Consider the following 19955-nt stretch of genomic DNA (forward strand, 5'->3'; position numbering starts at 1 on the left):
CCCCATTTTTATACTTCCATAATAATTGGTAAAATCATTGGCCGACGCTTTGTTTTTTCAAACAAAAACCGACTGAGGACTTCACGAACATTGCTTTTCAATGAAGACCATTCGTTCACATTTTCGGTGACACATTTTTTTAACGTCTCGGTCACTAATTCATTCGCTTCTTCAATTAATTTTTCCGACTCTCGTACGTAAACAAATCCGCGCGAGATAATATTTGGTCCAGAAAGAATCGTTCCTGATTGTTTGTTTAACGTCACAACAACAACAAGGATGCCATCTTTTGAAAGGAGGCGACGGTCACGAAGAACAATATTTCCCACATCTCCGACACCTAGTCCATCAATAAGGACGTTACCAGATGGGACTTTGCCTGCCTTTCTTCCTTGACCATTTCGAAATTCAACGACTTCTCCTTTATCGACAAGAAAAATGGCCTCTTCTCTGATCCCTACACTTTTCGCTAACTCTTTATGAGCATGTTGCATGCGAAATTCACCGTGAATGGGGACGAAAAATTTTGGACGCATGAGGTTCAACATCAGCTTCAATTCCTCGGCGCTTCCATGCCCTGACGCATGAACCTTTCCATGACCGAAAATGACATCTGCACCAATACGGTGAAGTAAATCAACGATAGTGGATACACTTCTCTCATTTCCTGGAATTGGGGTTGCGGCGATAATCACCGTATCGTTTTCCGTAATTGTGATTTGACGATGCGCCCCTTTTGCCATCCGCGATAAAGCAGACATTGGCTCCCCTTGGCTACCGGTCGTAATAATCGCGACCCGTTCATCATCATATTTTGATACTTCCTCAATATCGATAAATAGATCATCCGGAGCCTCTAAGTAACCTAATCGTTCTGCGATCGAAACGACTTTGACCATGCTTCGCCCTGCTACAGCTAATTTCCGATTCGTTGCAATCGCTGCATGAATCACTTGCTGTACTCGATGGACATTTGACGCAAATGTTGTGACGATGATTCGGCCTTTTGTTTGCTCAAAAGCCTCTGCAATCCCCCGACCGACCTCCGTCTCTGACTTCGTCATCCCTGGGCGCTCTGCGTTCGTACTATCGGAAAGGAGACATAGCACCCCTTTGTGACCAATCGCCGCCATCTTTCCAATCTCAGCTTGCTTTCCATCTACAGGCGTTTGATCGAATTTGAAATCACCTGTATGAACAATAAAACCTTGTGACGTTTGAATGCAGATTCCTACCGAATCTGGAATGCTGTGATTTGTTCGAAAAAAGGAAACGGGGGTAGAGCCTAATTTTAAGCGAGAGTTACTATCAATAAGCTTTAACTTTGCTGAACGGATCAAGCCTGCTTCTTTTAGTTTTTCTTCAACTAAACCAAGGGTAAGCTTTGTTCCATAGACAGGGACATTTAACTTTTGCAATACATATGGCAAGCCGCCAATGTGATCTTCGTGACCGTGAGTGAGCAGGATGGCCCTTACTCGCTCTTCATTTTCCACTAAGTATGAAATATCCGGGATGACCACGTCAACCCCGAGCATTTCATCATCGGGAAACATTAAGCCTGCATCGATGACGAAAAGGTCATCGTCTACTTCTACGACGTACATGTTTTTGCCAATTTCACCTACGCCACCTAAGGCAAAAACACGAATGGATTCTGTTGTTTGCTTTGACAATTCTGTTCCTCCTACTTCTATTCAAAAAAAATAATCCTACATTTTTCGTGAGCTACACAAGACAAATTTGTCCAATTTTTTCATAACATCCCTATCTTAATTCAGCAAAAGTTAGTCAGGAGCCGACCTTTCATCCGCTTCCTCTAAATGGATCTCCTTCAAGTCATCACATGGCACCGTCACGATTGTGCATTCTTGAGACTAAGGAGCGTCCTCATAATGAAATAGTCGCCACCCAATAAAAAGTACCGTTCCATACACACCTTGAAAAAAAGTGACGCCAACGAACGATCGTTGACATACTGTATCCGAACTCATCACTTATGCTTAGTATACATGATCTCTCAAGTCGAAAACAAGTCTAGCTGTAAAATTGTGCTACGTTCCATATCCATAGCCTTTTACCATGGAATATGTTCTTTCCTTTGCTTGGTTTTTCTGATGGAAGGAAAGTGACGGTTATTATCCTTCTCCACATACTTCCCCCATTCAAAGCTCGTTTCTATACTTTTCACATTATGTAAAAAAAGCGCCGAGTCCATTCGACGCTTTTACGAGACTTTCAACTGTTCAATCAAAAACTGTAAATGTTGCCGTTGCTCAGATGTAGGTGGCACGAGCGGTAAGCGGACACCACCTGTATCGAGTCCTTTGATTTGCAAGGCGGCTTTCACACATGTAGGATTTGGCGCAGTAAATAAGCCTTTCATGATCGGCAAAAGCTTCCGGTGGAGATTTGCTGCATGCTCCACATCTCCACCCCGAAACGCCATCATCATTTGCTGCATTTCAGGTCCTATTATGTGGGAGGCGACCGACACGACCCCTTTTGCTCCGATGGATAAGGCCGGGAGTGTTAGAGAATCATCCCCACTATATAGATGAAACGTATCAGGGGTTTGTTCGATGACCGACACCATATGATCCAAATCACCGTTCGCTTCTTTTAATGAGGTAATATTCGGGATATAAGAGAGTTTCACAATTGTTTCCGCTGATAAATTCACAACGGAACGGCTCGGAATATTGTACAACATAACCGGCAAGTGTGTCGCTTCTGCGATCGCTGCAAAGTGAGCGTACATCCCTTCCTGAGACGGTTTATTGTAATAAGGTGTGACAGCCATAATGCCATCAACTCCAAGAGCCGTCGCTTTCTTCGTCAGTTGGGCGGAGACGTACGTATTGTTCGAACCTGCCCCTGCGATCACTGGAACTCGTTTGTTCACAACCGTGACAACTTTTTCAAATAGGGCTAGCTTTTCTTCTTCTCTCAATGTTGGTGATTCACCAGTCGTACCTGCTACAACGAGACCCTCTGTCCCATTGGCAAGCAAAAATTCCACAAGTCGTTCCACTTTTTCTAGATCAACATTTCCCTTTGCATCAAAAGGGGTGACCATGGCTGTAAGGACGTGGCCAAAGTCCATCATCATCATCTCCTAACAACGGCTGTATTTGCGCGAACAACAAGCGGTTCAGCCTCCTTCCTTAAAGGAAACTGAAACCGCCTAGCCTTTATCGTATACTATTCATTTACCCCTTTTTTCGTTTCTTGTCAAACTTGTTTTTGTTTCGTTTGCTCCGATTGTTCAAGGTGGAACATGCGATGAAGCGCATTGACTGCTTTTGTTAAATCGTCTTCGCTGACGAGCACCCAAATCGTTGTATGAGAATCAGCCGATTGTAAGATACGGATGTTCTCCTGAGAAAGAGCTGCAACAATTTTAGCAGTTACACCTGGGACTCCTGTCATCCCCGCACCAACAGCAGACACCTTAGCACAATGCCGCTTCACTTCTGGATCAAAACCGAGCTCTCGTAATACTTCGATCGCCCGATCTGCCACTTCATCCATTACCGTATAAACAACACCGGTTAAATTAATGTTGATGAAATCAACGCTAATTTTTTCAGCGGCCATCGCCCTGAACACTTTTTCCTGCAAATCAAATTCTCCATCTTTCGCGTGGACTTTGATTTGTGTCACTCCCGACATGTGGGCGATCCCCGTGATGATCCGATCTTGGACATCCCTCGCACCAGCTTCCGTCAGCATCGAAGTGACAAGCGTTCCTTTTCCATCGGAGTACGTAGAGCGAATATGGATAGGGATCTTCGCTTGCATGGCAATTTCAACTGCGCGGGGATGGATGACTTTCGCTCCTTGATATGCCATGTTACACACTTCATTATACGTCATCGTATCCAGTGGGCGAGCCTGACTTACGATCCGTGGATCGGCTGTCATGATCCCCTCCACGTCCGTGAAGATGTCAACCCATTCGGCATCCAGGGCTGCCCCAAGGGCCGTGGCAGACGTATCGCTTCCGCCGCGTCCAAGCGTTGTCGTCTCACCTGTAGGTGATTGACCTTGGAAACCAGCCACGACGACGACATCTTGATGAACGAGCGTCTTTTTCAAACGATCCACTTTCATATCGACTATTTTTGCATTGGTGAATTCTTCATTCGTCCGGAACCCAGCTTGTGCCCCGGTCATCGCAGTAGCTTGAATTCCTTTCTTGAGCAAAAGTTCGGTGAAAACAACCGAAGAGATGATTTCACCGCACGAGACGAGAAGATCCTGCTCTCGTTTTGCAATTGTTTTCGTATCCACTAGCTGTAAAAGGGTATCTGTCGCATAAGGATCACCGCTTCGTCCCATGGCGGAAACGACGACAACGACCTTATATCCACCCTCTACGGCTTTTTTGACGTGTTTAGCTGCCATTTCACGTACTTCAGCCGTTTTAACCGAGGTACCACCAAACTTTTGGATGATAATTTTCATATGACACCTACTTCACGAGACCGAGCTTCACGAGACTCTCTGCAATTTGCACAGAGTTCCATGCAGCCCCTTTTAATAGGTTGTCAGATACGACCCACATATGGTATCCATTATCCCGGTCTAGATCACGGCGAAGTCGACCGACGAAGACGTCTGGCTTACCGACCGCATGGATCGCCATTGGATAAAGCTGCTCGCTCGGATTGTCCTGGACCGTTATACCTGGAGCTGTTTCTAAAAGTCCTTTTAATTCAGAAACGGAAGCTCCGCCCTGTACGGTTTCAAAATAGACCGATTCAGAGTGTCCCGTTTCCACCGGAAGACGCACGCACGTGGCAGCTACTTCTAATTCAGGCATGTGCATAATCTTTTTCGTTTCGTTGATCATTTTCATTTCTTCAAATGTAAAACCATTGTCTTGGAACAAATCGATTTGCGGGATGGCATTAAATGCGATTTGATAATGCTTTTTGTCCCCACCCACAGGTAAAATCTCTGGGTTTACTTCATTGCCCTCAAGCACTTCTTTCGTTTGAGTTTTCATTTCTTCAATCGCCTCAAGGCCAGCTCCAGAAACAGCTTGATACGTGGAGACAATCACTTTTTTCAAGCCGTATTTTTGCCGAATTGGCTCTAAAGCAACAACCATTTGAATCGTCGAGCAGTTCGGGTTTGCGATGACGCCATTATGGCTTTTCACATCTTCTTCATTTACTTCCGGTACAACGAGCGGCACTTCTGGATCCATCCGGAACGCACTTGTGTTATCAACACAAATGGCACCACGTTTAATTGCTTCTGGTACAAGCTTCTTGGAAACAGAGCCACCCGCGCTAAATAAGGCAATTTGCACGCCTTCAAACGCTTCTGGAGTCGCCACCTCCACCGTATATGGTTCACCTTTAAATGTAATCGTTTTTCCCGCAGAACGTTTAGATGAAAGTAACTTTAACTGTCCTACTGGAAAATTACGCTCTTCTAACGTTTTTAACATTTGCTGTCCTACTGCGCCTGTTGCGCCGACAACAGCTACTGAAAAAGTTTGCTGATTGGTCATTTAAGTCGTTCTCCTTCCCCTACAGTCGGTTTCTATTATGAGACGCTTTGAAATCACATCTCGACTCTCTTCCTACAACTTTAAGGGAAATTTTTTATTTGCGCAACTCCACTCTGAGGCTAATCTCTGAATTTTTCAATTAAAACTGGCTGATATTGCTGACCACGTAACGCAGCCTCTATCGTTTCCGGTAATGCTTCCATTCTAGCGACAAGAGAGTTTGGCTTGACCTGCGGATTGTCCTGGCCAAATGGAATAAAATAAATATTTTTTGTTGCCATCAATCTCATGATATTTATCCCATTTAGGCCTAGTGCATCGTTCGTAGAAATTCCGACAACGACTGGCTTTCCATTTCTTAACGTTGCTTTGGCCCCCATGAGAACGGGAGAATCCGTCATAGCATTGGCAAACTTACTCGTTGAGTTTCCTGTCATTGGGGCGATGACCATACAATCAAGTGGTGTTTTCGGACCAAATGGCTCAGCTTTCACCATTGAATCAACGATCGGCTCTTCAGTAATCTGCTTGATTTTATTTATCCACTCGCTGCTTTCACCAAATTTCGTATCTGTCGTTTGCACTGTATGGGTGACGAATGGCGTGACCTTCGCTCCTAACTCTACTAGTCGCTCCATCTGCGGAAGAACTTCATGATACGTACAATGAGAACCCGTTAATCCAAATCCAACATGCTTTCCTGCAAAATTCATTGATAATCTCCCCCTCTAAGATGGTTCAGCTAACAGTTTCACGAGGACATCAGCTAAAATGCGACCAGCTGTTTTCGGGGCAACAATCCCCGGCAATCCTGGGACGAGCAACGCTTTAATTCCCCGTTTTTCCGCATAACGAAAATCCGTGCCTCCTGGTTTAGAGGCTAAATCGATCACGAATGTGTGAGAAGGCATTTCGGCTAGCACGTTCGCCGTCACGACAAGTGCGGGAATCGTATTGATGCACACATCCACATCGCGCAGTTCTTGGGCCGCTTTGGAAATGTGGAATGGCTCCATGCCCATCTCTGCAATCCGGGCAAGCAAGTCAGATTCTCTCGCACCTACTTTTACTTTCGCTCCCAATGCCGCAAACTTACGTGCAACCGACATCCCGACACGTCCTAAACCGAGAACGGCTACGTTGGCACCATGAATCGTAAAGTCCGTGTGTTGAATCGCCATCATGATCGTTCCTTCTGCCGTAGGAATGGAATTATATATGGCGATATCATCCCGTTCCATCAGCTTGACAAGGGTCCGGTTCGTCTTTTTCATACATTGTTTTAAATACGTATTGCTAATTCCCGAGTAGACGACACAATGGTTGGGTGTTTTTTCGATCATTTCTTCCGTTAATACAATCGACTCATTTGAAAAGATTGTATCCACTTTTCCTGCTTCATTTGTTCCACTAATGGGTAAAAGAATCGCATCTACCGTATTCCAGTCCACTTCATCGATTCTCATTTTCGTAACACCGATAAAGCCATCATCCAACTGATCGAATCCGACAAGGGATATCTTCGCATCAAAGGTGGACAGCTTTCGAATAATCTCTAGTTGTCTGGCATCACCGCCGATAATGACGACGTGCTTTCCCGTTAACATCTTGCTGACTCCTTTCTTTTCCCCCATTCATCCAAGGAATGACGGGGTGCAGCCATTCACGATAGCTTATGAAAAGCCATGACATTCGGTGAATGGTAGATGCGGAGCCTGTCCTTCTTTCTACATTAAAAAAGGCTGGTTTCCCCCTAAATAAAGGAAGGTCACCAGCCACTCATAGGAGTCTTTTTATGATGACTCCATATGCTCTAGATCAATGATGATCATGTCTTGACCAATTTTTTTGATCTGATCCCAATAAACCGTCACTTCTTTTTCCTTTTTACCAAACCCAAACCAACGCATCGTTGGAATGATGAATGCCTCAATTTGCCCATTTTCCTCGTCGATGACTAAGTCCGTTTGACCGAGTACCCCTAGACGTTCGCCTCTTTGAAAATCAATAATCTCTTTACCGCTAATTTCACTTAGCCGCATCGGCATCCCTCCCGTACAATTTCCCATAGTTCACATGTATGAGGAAACGAACAAAAAAAGACCAGCGAGGCGCTGATCTTTGTTTTTCTATTAGTGAATCAATGCTTTTGGAAGCTCACCGTTTGCATTAATCAAAGAAATGGACGGACTAGCAGATAAGAGTATTTTCGCTAAACGAGACACATCTTGCTTTTGAACTGCATTAATCTGTTCGATCATTTCATCCAATGAACGATGTTTTTTTAATAACAGTTCATTTTTCCCATTCCTACTCATGCGGCTATTCGTGCTTTCCAAGCTTAGCATGAGGCTCCCTTTTAGCTGTTCTTTTCCGTTTTCCAATTCCTTTTCCGTCAAACCCTTTTCGGCCAGGGCTGACGTTGTCTCTTGAATCGAATAAACTAAATCATCTAGCTGGTCATGGCCTGTTCCTGCATAGATTGTAAGCATACCGCTATCCCGGAACGAAGAATGGTAGGAAAACACGGAGTAACAGAGCCCTCGCTTCTCGCGAATGTCTTGAAACAGCCGGCTGCTCATACTACCACCTAAAACATTGTTCAACAACACAAGGGCATACACATCCTTGTCCCCAATCGGAAGTCCTGGATAACCGAGACATAAGTGGGCTTGCTCCGTCTCTTTTTTACGTACAATCCGATTCGGAAGAAACATCGGCTTTTCCCCTTGATAGTTATAGGTTGTCGGCTTCACCTGACTAAACGTTTCCTTGATTTTATCAATCAGTTCATCATGAACATTTCCCGCAACCGAAATGACGACATAGTCACCGGTATAGAAGCGATCCATATAATGACGTAACATTCCCTCATTAAATGAATTTAACGTTTCCACCGTTCCGAGAATCGGATACCCGAGAGAGTGCTTTCCATAGGTTGCCGAGCTTAATAAATCGTGAACGATATCGTCTGGCGTATCATCAACCATATTAATTTCTTCAAACACGACCTTGCGTTCTTTTTCCAGCTCTTCTTTTTGAAAAGTAGAGTGAAAGAACATGTCTGAAAGGGTATCAATAGCCTGTCCGGCATGATCGTCTAGAACTTTCGCATAATAGCACGTATATTCTTTCGACGTAAATGCATTGACTTGACCGCCAATCGAGTCAAAAAACTCGGCAATCTCCTGAGCAGACCTCGTATTCGTCCCTTTGAAAAACATATGCTCAAGAAAATGAGAGATGCCGTTTTCTTCAGCTGATTCATGCCTTGAGCCCGTTCCCACCCATATCCCGATGGATACGGAGCGAACGGTTGACATCTTCTCGGTAATAATCCGAACACCGTTATCTAGCGTCATCGTGTTAATCATGCTCGCTTTCCTCCTTACGCCTCAAGGAGTTACACCTGCATTGATCCGAGACTCATCCATCAAATCAGAGACTGTTCCAATATGCAAGCCTCTATCTTGTATTCCGCGAATTAAGTTTTCCAAACCAGCTGCTGATGACTCCGTTGGATGCATTAAAATCATCGCCCCTGGGTGGACTTTGCTCAAAACCCGATCAACCATCTCATTTGGATCTGGATTGCGCCAATCGATTGTATCAACAGACCACATAATCGTCCGCATTCCGTGCTCTGCTGCACGCTGAACGACAAGATCATTGTAGCTGCCGCTTGGAGGGGCAAACCATTTCGGTGTAACTTCAATTGTTGCCTTGATGACTTCATTCGTTTGTACTATTTCTTCATCCATTCGTTCACGTGTCAGACGCTGCATATCTGGATGAGAATAGGCATGATTCCCGATTTCATGCCCTTCCTCTACTATCATTGTAGCTAATTGTGGGTGTTTTTTCACCCATGAGCCGTCAAGAAAAAAAGTGGACTTTACATCGTACTTGTTCATCGTTTTGAGCATTGTGGGCAAATGTTCGTTTCCCCAAGCTACATTTACAAGCAGCGTCACCATCGGCTTTTCTGGATTGCCGCGAAAAACAGGGGAAGGGGGCAAATCGTCTAAATGTACGCTTGGCTTTGTCTCGCGAAAGACGAGATAGCGTTCATCGAAGCGCCCCTCCTGCTTCATCCGATTGTACGAGCTCTCTACATCTACCTCAAGCCCATTATAGCCGGGGATCGCTTTCCATACGCGATCAATTTTTGCGTCGATGGCAGGCTGCTCGTACTCAGGTGCTCGGTCTTTAATTTCTTCGTAAAGCGAATCTGTCATTTTTGCAACAGGTAGTGCCTCTTCTTTTAGTTGCCCGATATATTGTGAGGAAAACGGATTTTGAACCGCTCCGTACGTCATGAGTAAAATGATTGCAAATACACAGCCGTGGATGAGTATTTTTTTCATGTGACACCCTCCCTCTTCTATTAACGCTATGCAAGAGGTGGACAGGTTAGAACGTTAGAGAGAGGGGCTTATAATTATGTATAGGAGAGAGTTCACTTGTCAGCAAACTCTCTAACATCCCTTCATGAGTTAAAGAAAACAAGGTGACTTTAAGGGGCAGCAGAGCCGCAGATGCTGATACTTTACATCTAAAGTTTTTTCTACGTCGAACGATGTTCACCGCTAATTTTCATGTTTTCTATCGTTGAAAAAAGAGACTGGTTTACAGGCTCCAGTCTCTTTCAGTTACTTCTGGTTCTGCTCTTCCGCCTTTTTTTGCTCCTTCAACACTGCTTTGCGCGACAGGTTGACTCGGCCTTGGTTGTCAATTTCCATAACTTTTACGAGAATTTCATCGCCGATTTTCACAACATCTTCGACCTTATTTACTCGCTCTTCTGCTAGCTGTGAAATATGAACAAGTCCGTCTTTTCCTTTAAATAGTTCAACGAAGGCACCGAACTTTTCAATCCGTTTGACGGTCCCAAGGTACATTTGTCCAACTTCTACTTCCCGAACGATGTCCTCAATAATTTCACGGGCTTTGTTGTTCATGTTTGTATCAGCTGATGAGATGTAGATCGTCCCATCTTGCTCAATGTCAATCTTTACACCTGTATCTTCAATGATTTTGTTGATCATCTTTCCACTTGGTCCAATAACATCACGAATTTTATCAGGATTGATTGTCATTGTTAAGATTTTTGGCGCATATGGTGAAAGCTCACTGCGAGATTCACTAATGGCTTCAAGCATGTTATCTAGGATGATCATCCGGCCTTTGCGTGCTTGTTCCAGAGCTTGTTCGAGAATAGCTCGATCAATACCAGAAATTTTAATATCCATCTGTAAGGCCGTTACACCTTTTCTCGTACCCGCCACTTTAAAGTCCATATCACCAAGGGCATCTTCCATTCCTTGAATATCCGTAAGGACGCTCACATGCTCATCTTGCTTGACGAGCCCCATCGCAATGCCCGCAACGGGTGCTTTGATTGGAACCCCTGCATCCATCATGGCCAAGGTAGAGGCACAAATGCTCGCTTGTGATGTGGACCCGTTCGATTCTAAAACTTCAGAAACGAGACGGATCGTGTATGGAAAATCCTGTTCGCTCGGAATGACCGGCTCTAGCGCTCGCTCCCCTAATGCACCGTGACCAATTTCCCGACGTCCTGGTCCACGAATAGGCCCAGTTTCACCCACACTGAATTGTGGGAAGTTATAATGGTGCATAAACCGCTTCGATTCTTCAATCCCAAGGCCATCAAGAATTTGCACATCACCTAACGCACCGAGTGTACAAATGCTGAGCGCTTGGGTTTGTCCACGTGTGAACAAGCCAGATCCGTGTGTTCGCGGTAAGATCCCCACTTGTGATGAGAGTGGACGGATTTCATCAATCTCACGACCATCCGGGCGAATCTTTTCCACTGTGATGAGACGACGTACTTCTTCCTTGACAATTTTATGTAAGATTTCATTCACTTCAGATAAAGGAACGTCCTCATTGTCTTCATACGTCTCTAATACTTTATCCATCACAGCTTCAATCGCATCTTGACGGGCATGTTTTTCTGGCACTTGAACTGCTTGCTTTAAATCCTCCTCCGCTTTTACGCGAACTTCTTGTTCAAGCATCGGATCTACTTGCTTTAACACCACATCGGTTTTCGATTTTCCAACTTCAGCTGCAATCTTCTCTTGGAATTCAATTAGGCGTTTAATTTCGTTATGACCAAACATGATCGCTTCTAACATAACATCTTCCGGTACTTCTTCAGCTCCGGCCTCTACCATGTTAATCGCGTCTTTTGTTCCTGCCACCACTAAGTGAATATCGCTTTTCTCGAGCTGATCCTGCGTTGGGTTAATGACAAATTGTCCGTCAATCCGACCAACCGTCACACCTGCTATAGGTCCTTCAAACGGGATATCAGAGATGGATAGGGCTAAAGATGATCCTACCATCGCTGCCATTTCAGAGGAACAATCTTGATCCACACTCATGACAATGCTGATCACTTGCACTTCATTACGAAATCCTTCTGGGAACAACGGTCGGATCGGACGGTCGATTAAACGACTCGCCAAAATCGCTTTTTCACTTGGTCGACCTTCCCGCTTAATGAAGCCACCAGGGATTTTTCCGGCTGCATAAAGTCGCTCTTCGTAATTAACTGTAAGTGGAAAAAACGGAAGGTCCTTTGGCTCCTTGGATGCAGTAGCTGTTGAAAGAACCGCGGTATCGCCGTAACGAACTAGTACGGCACCGTTTGCCTGTTTCGCCAACTGGCCTGTCTCCACTGTGAGCTTCCGTCCTGCCCAATCAATAGAAAACTCATGTCTTTCTTGTTCCATTCAGACGTACTCCTCTCGCACGCAAATTAAACAATCTTTTTTTATTATTGCCGATTTATGAGGAAATTAAAAGAGTCATTACGTAATTTTGCCTGCCTTTTTCCGTTAGAAAAAAGCGGGAAATCTCCCGCTTTTTCTCTTCATTATCGACGTAGGCCAAGCTTATCAACAAGGTTACGATAACGAGTAACATCCTTGTTACGCAAATACGTTAACAAGTTACGACGTTGACCTACCATTTTAAGAAGACCACGGCGTGAATGGTGATCCTTTTTGTGCGTACGTAAGTGCTCGTTCAACGTGTTGATTTGCTCAGTAAGGATAGCCACTTGAACCTCTGGAGAACCTGTATCATTCTCGTGGGTTTTGAACTCATTAATAATTTCATTTTTGCGTTCTTGTGTTAATGCCATCCTGTCCACCTCCTTTTAGTAAAAACTCCAATTCCCTAGCAAGCGTCGGTGAAATCGTCTTGCCAAGCAATGGATCTTTTCCGGGATCGTATCTCCCGTTAAGTACAAAGTGTAGTTTACAACGTTTCGAATAGAAATGCAAGCTGAATCTTTATTTCATTGATTAAAGTATGCTTTTGCGGTTTCTGTGTCTTGTTGGATTTGCTTTTTCAAGTCTTCGAGGCTAGCAAATTTTTGCTCTGACCGAATTCGCTTTTTCCAGCGTACGGTTAAGCCCCGTTCGTAAATATGACTAGCGAAATCAAAGAGATGGACTTCAATCGTCCGCCCGTGACAAGTGGAATCGTGAAAGGTCGGTTTATAGCCGACATTGCAAACCCCTTGAAGCGTCCGACCATCAAGAACGGCTTCCACAACATATACGCCCGTCGCCGGAATCATATAGCGAGCAATTGGTGCAACGTTCGCTGTCGGAAAACCGATTGTCCGCCCTCGCTTTTCTCCATGTACGACCTTCCCTTTCACCTCATAGTCCCTTCCGAGAAACTGAGAGATCTCTTCTACTCTGCCCTCGTCAAGGAGTTGGCGGATATGTGTTGAACTAATTTTTGTTCCATGCTCCTCCACCTTAGCGACAGTCGTTTGAGAAAAAAGATTACGGGCATGAAACGGGAGGGTTTCCATCGTTCCTTTTCCGAGCTGGCCGTATGTAAAGTCAAAGCCAGCCACAACATGAATCGTATGTAATGAAAGTAAATACTCATCGACAAACTGCTGCGGAGTTAATGAAGCGAAAATCTCATTAAATGTTACGACGAATAGCTTATCAACCCCGAGTGTTTCGATTTCTGTGATTTTATCCTCAAGGGGTGTAATATAATACATCGGTTCAGACGGCTTCCGCAACACTTCTTTCGGATGCGGATGAAAGGTCATAACAGCAGACATTGCGCCTTTTTCTTTTGCTATTTTTACAGCCGTTTCGATCACCGTTCGATGTCCGAGATGCACGCCATCAAAATAACCGAGTGCCATGACGGTTGGCGGATTTTCATGTCGGTCATATTGAATCGGATGTGTTAAATAGATGGTTTCCATCGGCCTTGTTCCCCTTTTTTATTGCTGATCATTCGCTAGCATTTTTTCTGGCTTGACGAACCCGTCCTTCGACGGATGGGCTTTGTAAATAGCAAGCAATGCTCCTTCTTCATTATAAACCGTAAAACGAGGATGATTGAACCATTTTTGTGGCAAGACGGCACCATGGCGAATTTTTTCCTCTATCTCCTTGTTCACTTGCACACGAGGGATATCTGAGATCGCTGTTTCTATTGGCAGCAACAGCGAGGAACCCTCCCCTTGTTCTAGTCTCTCCTCTAGTTCTGTAAAGGTGAAGCATTCCTCCAATGAAAAAGGACCTGACTTCGTTCTGACGAGGTCTGACATATGGGCAGGATAGCCGAGCGCCTTTCCTATGTCAACCGCTAACGTTCGGACATACGTTCCTTTGCTGCAAGAGACGTTAAACCGAAAGCGACAAACACCTTCTTCATAGACTATATCACTCATTCGTTCGAGAGAAAAAATAGTGACCGTACGCTCTGGTCGTTCGACAGTGATACCTGCTCGTGCATACTCATACAAGCGCTTTCCTCTCACCTTTACGGCAGAGTACATCGGTGGAATTTGTTTAATTTCTCCAACAAATGTTGCGAGCACTTGATCAACTACTGCTTCGACAAACGGCTGCTGAATCGTTTTTGTTTCAACCGTATCACCGCTTCGATCCTCCGTTGTCGTCGAAAACCCGATCGTCACTTCACCTTCATAAGCTTTCGGATAGTCGGACATGTACTGGACCACTTTGGTCGCATGGCCAATACAAACCGGCAATACACCATAAACGTCAGGGTCCAGTGTCCCCGTATGGCCGACTTTTTTCGTTTTCAGTAGTCGCCTAAGCTTCGCCACACAATCATGGGATGTCATCCCTCTTGGTTTTGCTAACGGCAAAATTCCTGTCATATCCATCGTTCGACTCTCTCCTCTAGCTCGTGCCTATCGGCGTGTGAAAATAAGACATAAAGATGGAAAAGAGGATAGGAACCATCGCGTCCTATCCTAATGCACCGTTACTCCCCATCTCGATTAATATCCTGGAGTAATTTTTCGATGCGATTTCCGTATTCAATGGATTCATCAAAATGGAAAAACAATTCAGGGGTTTTTCGTAAGCGAATCCGTTTACCGATTTCTGAGCGAATAAATCCTTTTGCCTTTGAAAGTCCAGCAAGAGTAGCCTCTTTTTGCTCATCATCACCAAGGACCGTAATATACACATTGGCTTGCTGCAAATCACCTGTAACGTCGACCCCAGTAACCGTCACAAATTCAATTCGCGGATCTTTCAGTTCCCGCATAAAAATATCGCTTAACTCTTTTTTCATTTGTTCACCGACACGGTTGGCACGAACATTGCTCATGAATTTTTCACCTCTTTTCGCTCGATGTTATAACCATTCGTAATTCGTGAGCGCTCGCTCAAGAGCTGGCTCCCCGTCAATAAGGGAAAGGGAGCGTTGTAGCTCCCGTTCGGCTACCCTGCGATCAGAAGCGACTGTGACAATTGAAAGCTCGGCCCGCTGCCACACATCTTGATAGTTCGTTTCCGCGACCGCGACATTGTACCGTTGCTTTAGCCGTGTTAACACACTTTTTAAGACCGCGCGCTTTGCTTTTAATGAGTTGACATCATAGATGATCAGCTCACAGTACACAGCGCCAATGATCATGTTCGCTCAATCTCTTCCATGACGTACGCTTCAATGATGTCGCCTTCTTTAATGTCATTGAAATTTTCTAGCGTAATCCCGCACTCATATCCTTGTGCGACTTCCTTCACGTCATCCTTAAAGCGTTTTAGAGCGTTGATACTTCCTTCGTAAATGACGACACCGTCACGGATTAAACGAACGGTTGCATCGCGAACGATTTTTCCTTCTGTGACATAGGAACCAGCAATCGTTCCGATACGAGATACTTTGAATGTTGTCCGTACTTCCACTTGCCCGATAATTTTCTCTTCATACTCTGGATCGAGCATCCCTTTCATCGCTGCTTCGATTTCCTCAATTGCATTGTAGATGACGCGATGAAGACGGATGTCAACTTTTTCTTGTTCGGCTGTCCGCTTCGCTCCTCCATCTGGACGAACGTTAAATCCGATGACAATGGCATTGGACGCCGCAGCTAAAATAATATCGGACTCAGTGATCGCCCCAACTCCTGTATGAATGATGTTAATTTTAACACCTTCAACATCTATTTTTTCAAGCGAGCCGCGCATCGCTTCAACCGATCCTTGTACGTCTGCTTTAATAATGACATTGATCTCTTTAACTTCCCCTTGTTGGATTTGATTAAACAAATCATCAAGGCTCACTTTTGATGTTTCGGCCCGCTCTTCTTCTTTTTGACGTGTCGCGCGAGCTTCCCCGATTGAACGAGCTTTCTTCTCATCAGCAAATGCTTGGAATTGATCGCCTGCTTGCGGTACATCGTTCAAACCAGTAATTTCAACTGGCGTGGACGGTCCCACTGCTTTCACGCGACGACCTTCGTCATTGACCATCGCCCGCACGCGGCCAAATGTGCTTCCAACGACGATTGGATCGCCAACTTTTAACGTTCCGCTCTGAACGAGAAGGGTAGCAACTGGACCGCGTCCTTTATCGAGCTCCGCTTCAATGACCGTTCCGCGAGCTAACCGGTCTGGATTTGCCTTCAGCTCCTCCACTTCAGCCACGAGAAGCACCATTTCAAGTAACTCGTCAATGCCTGTGCCCGTTAAAGCCGAGACGTTCACAAAGATTGTTTCGCCTCCCCATGCTTCTGGTACGAGCTCATATTCTGTTAACTCTTGCATGACACGATCTGGATTTGCTGTTTCCTTATCCATTTTGTTAACCGCAACAATAATTGGAACACCTGCCGCTTTCGCATGGCTGATCGCCTCTTTTGTTTGCGGCATCACACCGTCATCGGCAGCAACGACTAGGATCGTAATATCCGTCACTTGTGCACCACGTGCTCGCATTGTTGTAAATGCCGCGTGACCTGGTGTGTCGAGGAACGTGATTTTCTTTCCTTCGACGGTCACTTGATAAGCACCGATATGTTGCGTAATTCCGCCCGCTTCCCCTTCGGTTACTTTCGTGTTTCTGATCGAATCAAGGAGCGTTGTTTTCCCATGGTCGACGTGACCCATAATCGTTACGACAGGTGGACGCTCTTTCAATAGGGACGGATCATCTTCAACGACATAGCTTTCAATGTCCGTTTCATCAATGATCACTTCTTCTTCTACTTCTACTCCGTAGTCTTCGCAAATTAACTCGATTGAATCTTTATCAAGCTCTTGGTTAATTGTGGCCATCACGCCGAGAAACATTAATTTTTTAATAAGCTCAGACGGCTCTTTGTTTAACTTTTCCGCAAGCTCTCCGACCGTTAGTGATCCGGAAAATGTCACTTTCTCCGGTAATGGCTTCGCTTTGTTCATCTCCGGCTGACGCCCTCTTCCCCGTTGATTTCGCTTATTGTTGTTGTTTTTTTGATGTTGTTTTTTATTTTTGTTGCCCTTGTGTTTCGGCTTTTGTCCCCCATCTTGCGCCTTTCCTTTTTGTTGGTCGCTACCTTGGGAGGGGTCATGTTGATTATTAGCTTTAGCAGGGGCTGGATTCGGCTTACGTTGTCCATGGTCTTGAGCAGGTTTTTTCTCTCCGGCCTTTTTCTGCTGCTCAGACTTCCCGCTTCCACCTTGCTTTTGGTTCCCGTTCCCTTCAAGGAGTGTGATCGTCTTTTCATCGATCACGGACATATGGTTGGAAACGTGGACATTAAGACCTTTTAACTTTTCGATTACTTCCTTACTTGATAGGTTTTTTTCTTTGGCGTACTCATATATTCGCATCTTCCTCATATGTCTACCTCCACCTCATTCGTCGATTAATGCGGCTAACTTTCGAGAAAATCCTGCGTCTTTCACTCCGATCACAACGCGCTCATGCTTGCCGATTGCTCGCCCAAGCATCTGTCTGTTGCCGACAACCTTTACAGGAATTTGATAACTGCCACATTTATCTAAAAGTTTTTTCTTTGTATGAATCCCAGCATCAGATGAAAGGATGACGAGGGTTACTTGGCCGTTTTGGACGGCTTTCACCACTTGTTCTTCCCCTGTGAGCAATTGGCGGGCGCGAGCGGCCAATCCTAATAGCGATAGCCACTTTGCCTCACTCATTTGGAGCTCCCTCGCTGTCTCGCTTCCTCTAGCTGGTCGTACACATCATCCGACACTTTGACGTTTAAATGTTTAGACAAAATGTCTTTTTTCTTTGCCAATTCAAAGCACTCTTTATTGTTGCTAATATAGGCACCTCGTCCGTTTTGCTTTCCAGTCGGATCAATGAAAACGTTCCCTTCTGGTGAGCGTACGACGCGGATTAATTCTTGCTTTGGTTTCATTTCATTTGTGACAACGCACTTTCGGAGAGGGATTTTACGTTGTTTCATTAGCATCATCCCCTTTACTCTTCCTCGTGGTTTTTGCTCGTTTCCACCGTCGCTTCTGGCTGATCAGCCGTTTCCTGATCCAATACTAGAGTCTCATGGCTAGCTGCTTCATCCTCAAGTAAGCCTAGCTCCTGAGCCTCGCTCTCACTTTTAATGTCAATTTTCCATCCTGTCAGCTTTGCTGCAAGACGAGCGTTTTGTCCACGCTTACCAATCGCTAGTGACAGTTGATAATCTGGAACGATGACCTGTGTCGTTTTTTCTTCTTCGTTCACATTAACTTTGACTACCTTTGAAGGGCTGAGCGCATTCGCTACATATTCAACAGGGTCTTCAGACCAGCGAACGATGTCGATCTTTTCGCCTTTTAATTCATTGACGATTGTTTGCACCCGCGACCCTTTCGGACCCACACACGCCCCGACTGGATCCACCTCGGGATTTTCCGCATGGACGGAAATTTTTGAACGATCTCCCGCTTCACGGGCAACCGATTTTAGCTCAACTGTTCCGTCATAAATTTCCGGTACTTCGAGTTCAAACAGCCGTTTTAATAAACCAGGATGAGTACGAGAAATCATAATTTGCGGACCTTTTGTCGTCTTTTCTACTTTTGTAATGTACGCTTTGATTCGGTCGTTGTGACGGTACGATTCGTTTGGCATTTGTTCGCTAAGTGGCAACAGCGCCTCTACCTTTCCTAAATCAACATAGATAAACCGATTGTCTTGGCGCTGGACGATCCCCGTCATAATATCCTCTTCGCGGTCAATGAAATCGGCATAAATAATGCCACGTTCTGCTTCCCTCACTCGTTGTGTAACAACCTGTTTGGCCGTTTGCGCGGCAATCCGTCCAAAGTCTTTTGGTGTTACTTCGATTTCCACCACATCATCCACTTCATAGTTAGGATTAATCCCTTTGGCTTCATCAAGAGAAATTTCCAGTCTTGCATCAAATACTTCCTCAACAACTTCCTTTCTAGCAAACACGCGAATGCTACCATTTTCACGATTCACATCCACACGTACATTTTGCGCCTGATTAAAATTGCGCTTATAGCCAGAAATAAGTGCCGCTTCAATGGCCTCAATGATTACTTCTTTGCTAATTCCCTTTTCCTTTTCAAGCGTTGTCAGTGCGTCCATAAACTCACTATTCATGACGCCAGCTTCCCCCTTTCAAATTAAAAGACAACTGCGAGCCTCGCGCTTGCGACTTTCGCATACGGAATGGTGACTGTCTTCTTCCTCGTTTTAATTTTTATCTCGATCGTTAAGGTTTCACCGTCAAACTCGGTTAGTTCTCCCTCAAGCGCTTTTTCTCCATCAATTGGCTCATATAGCGTCACATGAACGTTTTTGCCGATCGAACGCAACAAATCCTTTTCCCTTTTTAACGGGCGCTCTGCTCCAGGGGATGAGACTTCAAGAAAATAAGCCTGCTCAATAGGATCTGTTTCATCGAGCTTTTCACTTAATCGCTCGCTTACCTTCCCACAGTCTTCTAAATCGACGCCTGTTTCAGAGTCGATGAACACACGCAAGAACCAGTCTTTTCCTTCTTTCTTAAATTCAACATCGTACAGTTCTAGATCAAGCTGCTCCAATATGGGCTTGACGAGCTCTGCCGTAATGTCTACTACTTTTTTACCCATCTATACCCTCCTTCACT

Annotated in this window: 20 protein-coding genes; all 20 read right to left on the reverse strand. The window is 45.0% G+C overall.

Annotated features, from left to right (window positions below; translation table 11 throughout):
- Nucleotides 1-8: 8 nt before the first annotated feature.
- Entirely contained in the window at nt 9-1676 is a 1668-nt protein-coding gene (locus tag E2L07_RS03215) for a ribonuclease J (RefSeq protein WP_010898551.1), read from the reverse strand.
- A 551-nt stretch (nt 1677-2227) separates the two neighbouring features.
- A complete protein-coding gene (gene dapA / locus E2L07_RS03220) occupies nt 2228-3109 on the reverse strand; it encodes a 4-hydroxy-tetrahydrodipicolinate synthase (RefSeq protein ID WP_134228832.1) in 882 nt (293 codons plus the stop codon).
- A gap of 125 nt (nt 3110-3234) precedes the next feature.
- The gene (gene dapG / locus E2L07_RS03225) at nt 3235-4470 is read right to left on the reverse strand and encodes an aspartate kinase (protein WP_134228833.1); all 1236 of its coding nucleotides are present in this window, start codon (nt 4468-4470) and stop codon (nt 3235-3237) included.
- 7 nt (nt 4471-4477) lie between these two features.
- Nucleotides 4478-5527 carry an aspartate-semialdehyde dehydrogenase gene (asd, locus tag E2L07_RS03230; protein ID WP_134228834.1) on the reverse strand — a complete coding sequence of 350 codons (1050 nt, stop codon included), beginning with the start codon at nt 5525-5527 and terminating at the stop codon, nt 4478-4480.
- Nucleotides 5528-5646: 119 nt separating this feature from the next.
- Nucleotides 5647-6240 carry a dipicolinate synthase subunit B gene (locus E2L07_RS03235; protein ID WP_010898555.1) on the reverse strand — a complete coding sequence of 198 codons (594 nt, stop codon included), beginning with the start codon at nt 6238-6240 and terminating at the stop codon, nt 5647-5649.
- Nucleotides 6241-6255: 15 nt separating this feature from the next.
- Nucleotides 6256-7134 carry a dipicolinic acid synthetase subunit A gene (gene dpaA / locus E2L07_RS03240; RefSeq protein ID WP_134228835.1) on the reverse strand — a complete coding sequence of 293 codons (879 nt, stop codon included), beginning with the start codon at nt 7132-7134 and terminating at the stop codon, nt 6256-6258.
- 186 nt (nt 7135-7320) lie between these two features.
- A complete protein-coding gene (locus tag E2L07_RS03245; protein ID WP_010898557.1) occupies nt 7321-7569 on the reverse strand; it encodes a YlmC/YmxH family sporulation protein in 249 nt (82 codons plus the stop codon).
- 90 nt (nt 7570-7659) lie between these two features.
- A complete protein-coding gene (locus tag E2L07_RS03250) occupies nt 7660-8901 on the reverse strand; it encodes a M16 family metallopeptidase (protein WP_134228836.1) in 1242 nt (413 codons plus the stop codon).
- A gap of 21 nt (nt 8902-8922) precedes the next feature.
- Nucleotides 8923-9894: a polysaccharide deacetylase family protein gene (locus E2L07_RS03255; protein ID WP_010898559.1), complete on the reverse strand. Its 972-nt coding sequence runs from the start codon at nt 9892-9894 to the stop codon at nt 8923-8925.
- A gap of 285 nt (nt 9895-10179) precedes the next feature.
- Nucleotides 10180-12294, reverse strand: a complete 2115-nt coding sequence (gene pnp / locus E2L07_RS03260) for a polyribonucleotide nucleotidyltransferase (protein WP_010898560.1) — start codon at nt 12292-12294, stop codon at nt 10180-10182.
- Between the two features lie 143 nt (nt 12295-12437).
- Entirely contained in the window at nt 12438-12707 is a 270-nt protein-coding gene (rpsO, locus tag E2L07_RS03265) for a 30S ribosomal protein S15 (RefSeq protein ID WP_010898561.1), read from the reverse strand.
- 156 nt (nt 12708-12863) lie between these two features.
- Nucleotides 12864-13805, reverse strand: a complete 942-nt coding sequence (gene ribF / locus E2L07_RS03270) for a bifunctional riboflavin kinase/FAD synthetase (protein WP_010898562.1) — start codon at nt 13803-13805, stop codon at nt 12864-12866.
- A gap of 18 nt (nt 13806-13823) precedes the next feature.
- Nucleotides 13824-14738: a tRNA pseudouridine(55) synthase TruB gene (gene truB, locus E2L07_RS03275; RefSeq protein WP_276399876.1), complete on the reverse strand. Its 915-nt coding sequence runs from the start codon at nt 14736-14738 to the stop codon at nt 13824-13826.
- Nucleotides 14739-14839: 101 nt separating this feature from the next.
- The gene (gene rbfA, locus E2L07_RS03280) at nt 14840-15190 is read right to left on the reverse strand and encodes a 30S ribosome-binding factor RbfA (RefSeq protein ID WP_010898564.1); all 351 of its coding nucleotides are present in this window, start codon (nt 15188-15190) and stop codon (nt 14840-14842) included.
- A 27-nt stretch (nt 15191-15217) separates the two neighbouring features.
- Nucleotides 15218-15499 (reverse strand): DUF503 domain-containing protein, encoded by a 282-nt coding sequence (locus tag E2L07_RS03285; RefSeq protein ID WP_010898565.1) that lies wholly within the window; start codon nt 15497-15499, stop codon nt 15218-15220.
- On the reverse strand, nt 15496-17688 hold the full coding sequence (gene infB / locus E2L07_RS03290) for a translation initiation factor IF-2 (protein WP_134228837.1): 2193 nt from the start codon (nt 17686-17688) through the stop codon (nt 15496-15498). Before infB ends, E2L07_RS03285 begins: the two co-directional genes overlap by 4 nt.
- A gap of 15 nt (nt 17689-17703) precedes the next feature.
- Nucleotides 17704-18009 (reverse strand): YlxQ family RNA-binding protein, encoded by a 306-nt coding sequence (locus E2L07_RS03295; RefSeq protein WP_010898567.1) that lies wholly within the window; start codon nt 18007-18009, stop codon nt 17704-17706.
- Complete coding sequence (rnpM, locus tag E2L07_RS03300) at nt 18006-18281, reverse strand: RNase P modulator RnpM (protein ID WP_010898568.1); 276 nt, start codon at nt 18279-18281, stop codon at nt 18006-18008. The genes E2L07_RS03295 and rnpM overlap by 4 nt, the downstream gene beginning before the upstream one ends.
- A 14-nt stretch (nt 18282-18295) precedes the next feature.
- Nucleotides 18296-19444: a transcription termination factor NusA gene (gene nusA / locus E2L07_RS03305; RefSeq protein WP_134228838.1), complete on the reverse strand. Its 1149-nt coding sequence runs from the start codon at nt 19442-19444 to the stop codon at nt 18296-18298.
- A 23-nt stretch (nt 19445-19467) separates the two neighbouring features.
- Nucleotides 19468-19938 carry a ribosome maturation factor RimP gene (rimP, locus tag E2L07_RS03310; protein ID WP_010898570.1) on the reverse strand — a complete coding sequence of 157 codons (471 nt, stop codon included), beginning with the start codon at nt 19936-19938 and terminating at the stop codon, nt 19468-19470.
- Nucleotides 19939-19955: the final 17 nt, after the last annotated feature.

The sequence above is a fragment of the Halalkalibacterium halodurans genome (genome assembly GCF_004376175.1).
Taxonomy (GTDB): Bacteria; Bacillota; Bacilli; order Bacillales; family Bacillaceae_D; genus Halalkalibacterium; species Halalkalibacterium halodurans.

Bases quoted from the DNA above. Each gene is read 5' to 3' on its own strand.
- dpaA (WP_134228835.1), bottom strand. From the start codon at position 7,134: ATGTTAACGGGAAAGCACGTCGTCATTATCGGCGGTGATGCCAGACAA.
- rpsO (WP_010898561.1), bottom strand. From the start codon at position 12,707: ATGGCATTAACACAAGAACGCAAAAATGAAATTATTAATGAGTTCAAA.
- rimP (WP_010898570.1), bottom strand. From the start codon at position 19,938: ATGGGTAAAAAAGTAGTAGACATTACGGCAGAGCTCGTCAAGCCCATA.
- E2L07_RS03255 (WP_010898559.1), bottom strand. From the start codon at position 9,894: ATGAAAAAAATACTCATCCACGGCTGTGTATTTGCAATCATTTTACTC.
- truB (WP_276399876.1), bottom strand. From the start codon at position 14,738: ATGGATATGACAGGAATTTTGCCGTTAGCAAAACCAAGAGGGATGACA.
- rnpM (WP_010898568.1), bottom strand. From the start codon at position 18,281: ATGAAACAACGTAAAATCCCTCTCCGAAAGTGCGTTGTCACAAATGAA.
- dapG (WP_134228833.1), bottom strand. From the start codon at position 4,470: ATGAAAATTATCATCCAAAAGTTTGGTGGTACCTCGGTTAAAACGGCT.
- asd (WP_134228834.1), bottom strand. From the start codon at position 5,527: ATGACCAATCAGCAAACTTTTTCAGTAGCTGTTGTCGGCGCAACAGGC.
- E2L07_RS03285 (WP_010898565.1), bottom strand. From the start codon at position 15,499: ATGATCATTGGCGCTGTGTACTGTGAGCTGATCATCTATGATGTCAAC.
- infB (WP_134228837.1), bottom strand. From the start codon at position 17,688: ATGAGGAAGATGCGAATATATGAGTACGCCAAAGAAAAAAACCTATCA.
- dapA (WP_134228832.1), bottom strand. From the start codon at position 3,109: ATGATGGACTTTGGCCACGTCCTTACAGCCATGGTCACCCCTTTTGAT.
- E2L07_RS03250 (WP_134228836.1), bottom strand. From the start codon at position 8,901: ATGATTAACACGATGACGCTAGATAACGGTGTTCGGATTATTACCGAG.
- E2L07_RS03295 (WP_010898567.1), bottom strand. From the start codon at position 18,009: ATGAGTGAGGCAAAGTGGCTATCGCTATTAGGATTGGCCGCTCGCGCC.
- E2L07_RS03235 (WP_010898555.1), bottom strand. From the start codon at position 6,240: ATGAATTTTGCAGGAAAGCATGTTGGATTTGGATTAACGGGTTCTCAT.
- pnp (WP_010898560.1), bottom strand. From the start codon at position 12,294: ATGGAACAAGAAAGACATGAGTTTTCTATTGATTGGGCAGGACGGAAG.
- ribF (WP_010898562.1), bottom strand. From the start codon at position 13,805: ATGGAAACCATCTATTTAACACATCCGATTCAATATGACCGACATGAA.
- E2L07_RS03245 (WP_010898557.1), bottom strand. From the start codon at position 7,569: ATGCGGCTAAGTGAAATTAGCGGTAAAGAGATTATTGATTTTCAAAGA.
- rbfA (WP_010898564.1), bottom strand. From the start codon at position 15,190: ATGAGCAATGTTCGTGCCAACCGTGTCGGTGAACAAATGAAAAAAGAG.
- nusA (WP_134228838.1), bottom strand. From the start codon at position 19,444: ATGAATAGTGAGTTTATGGACGCACTGACAACGCTTGAAAAGGAAAAG.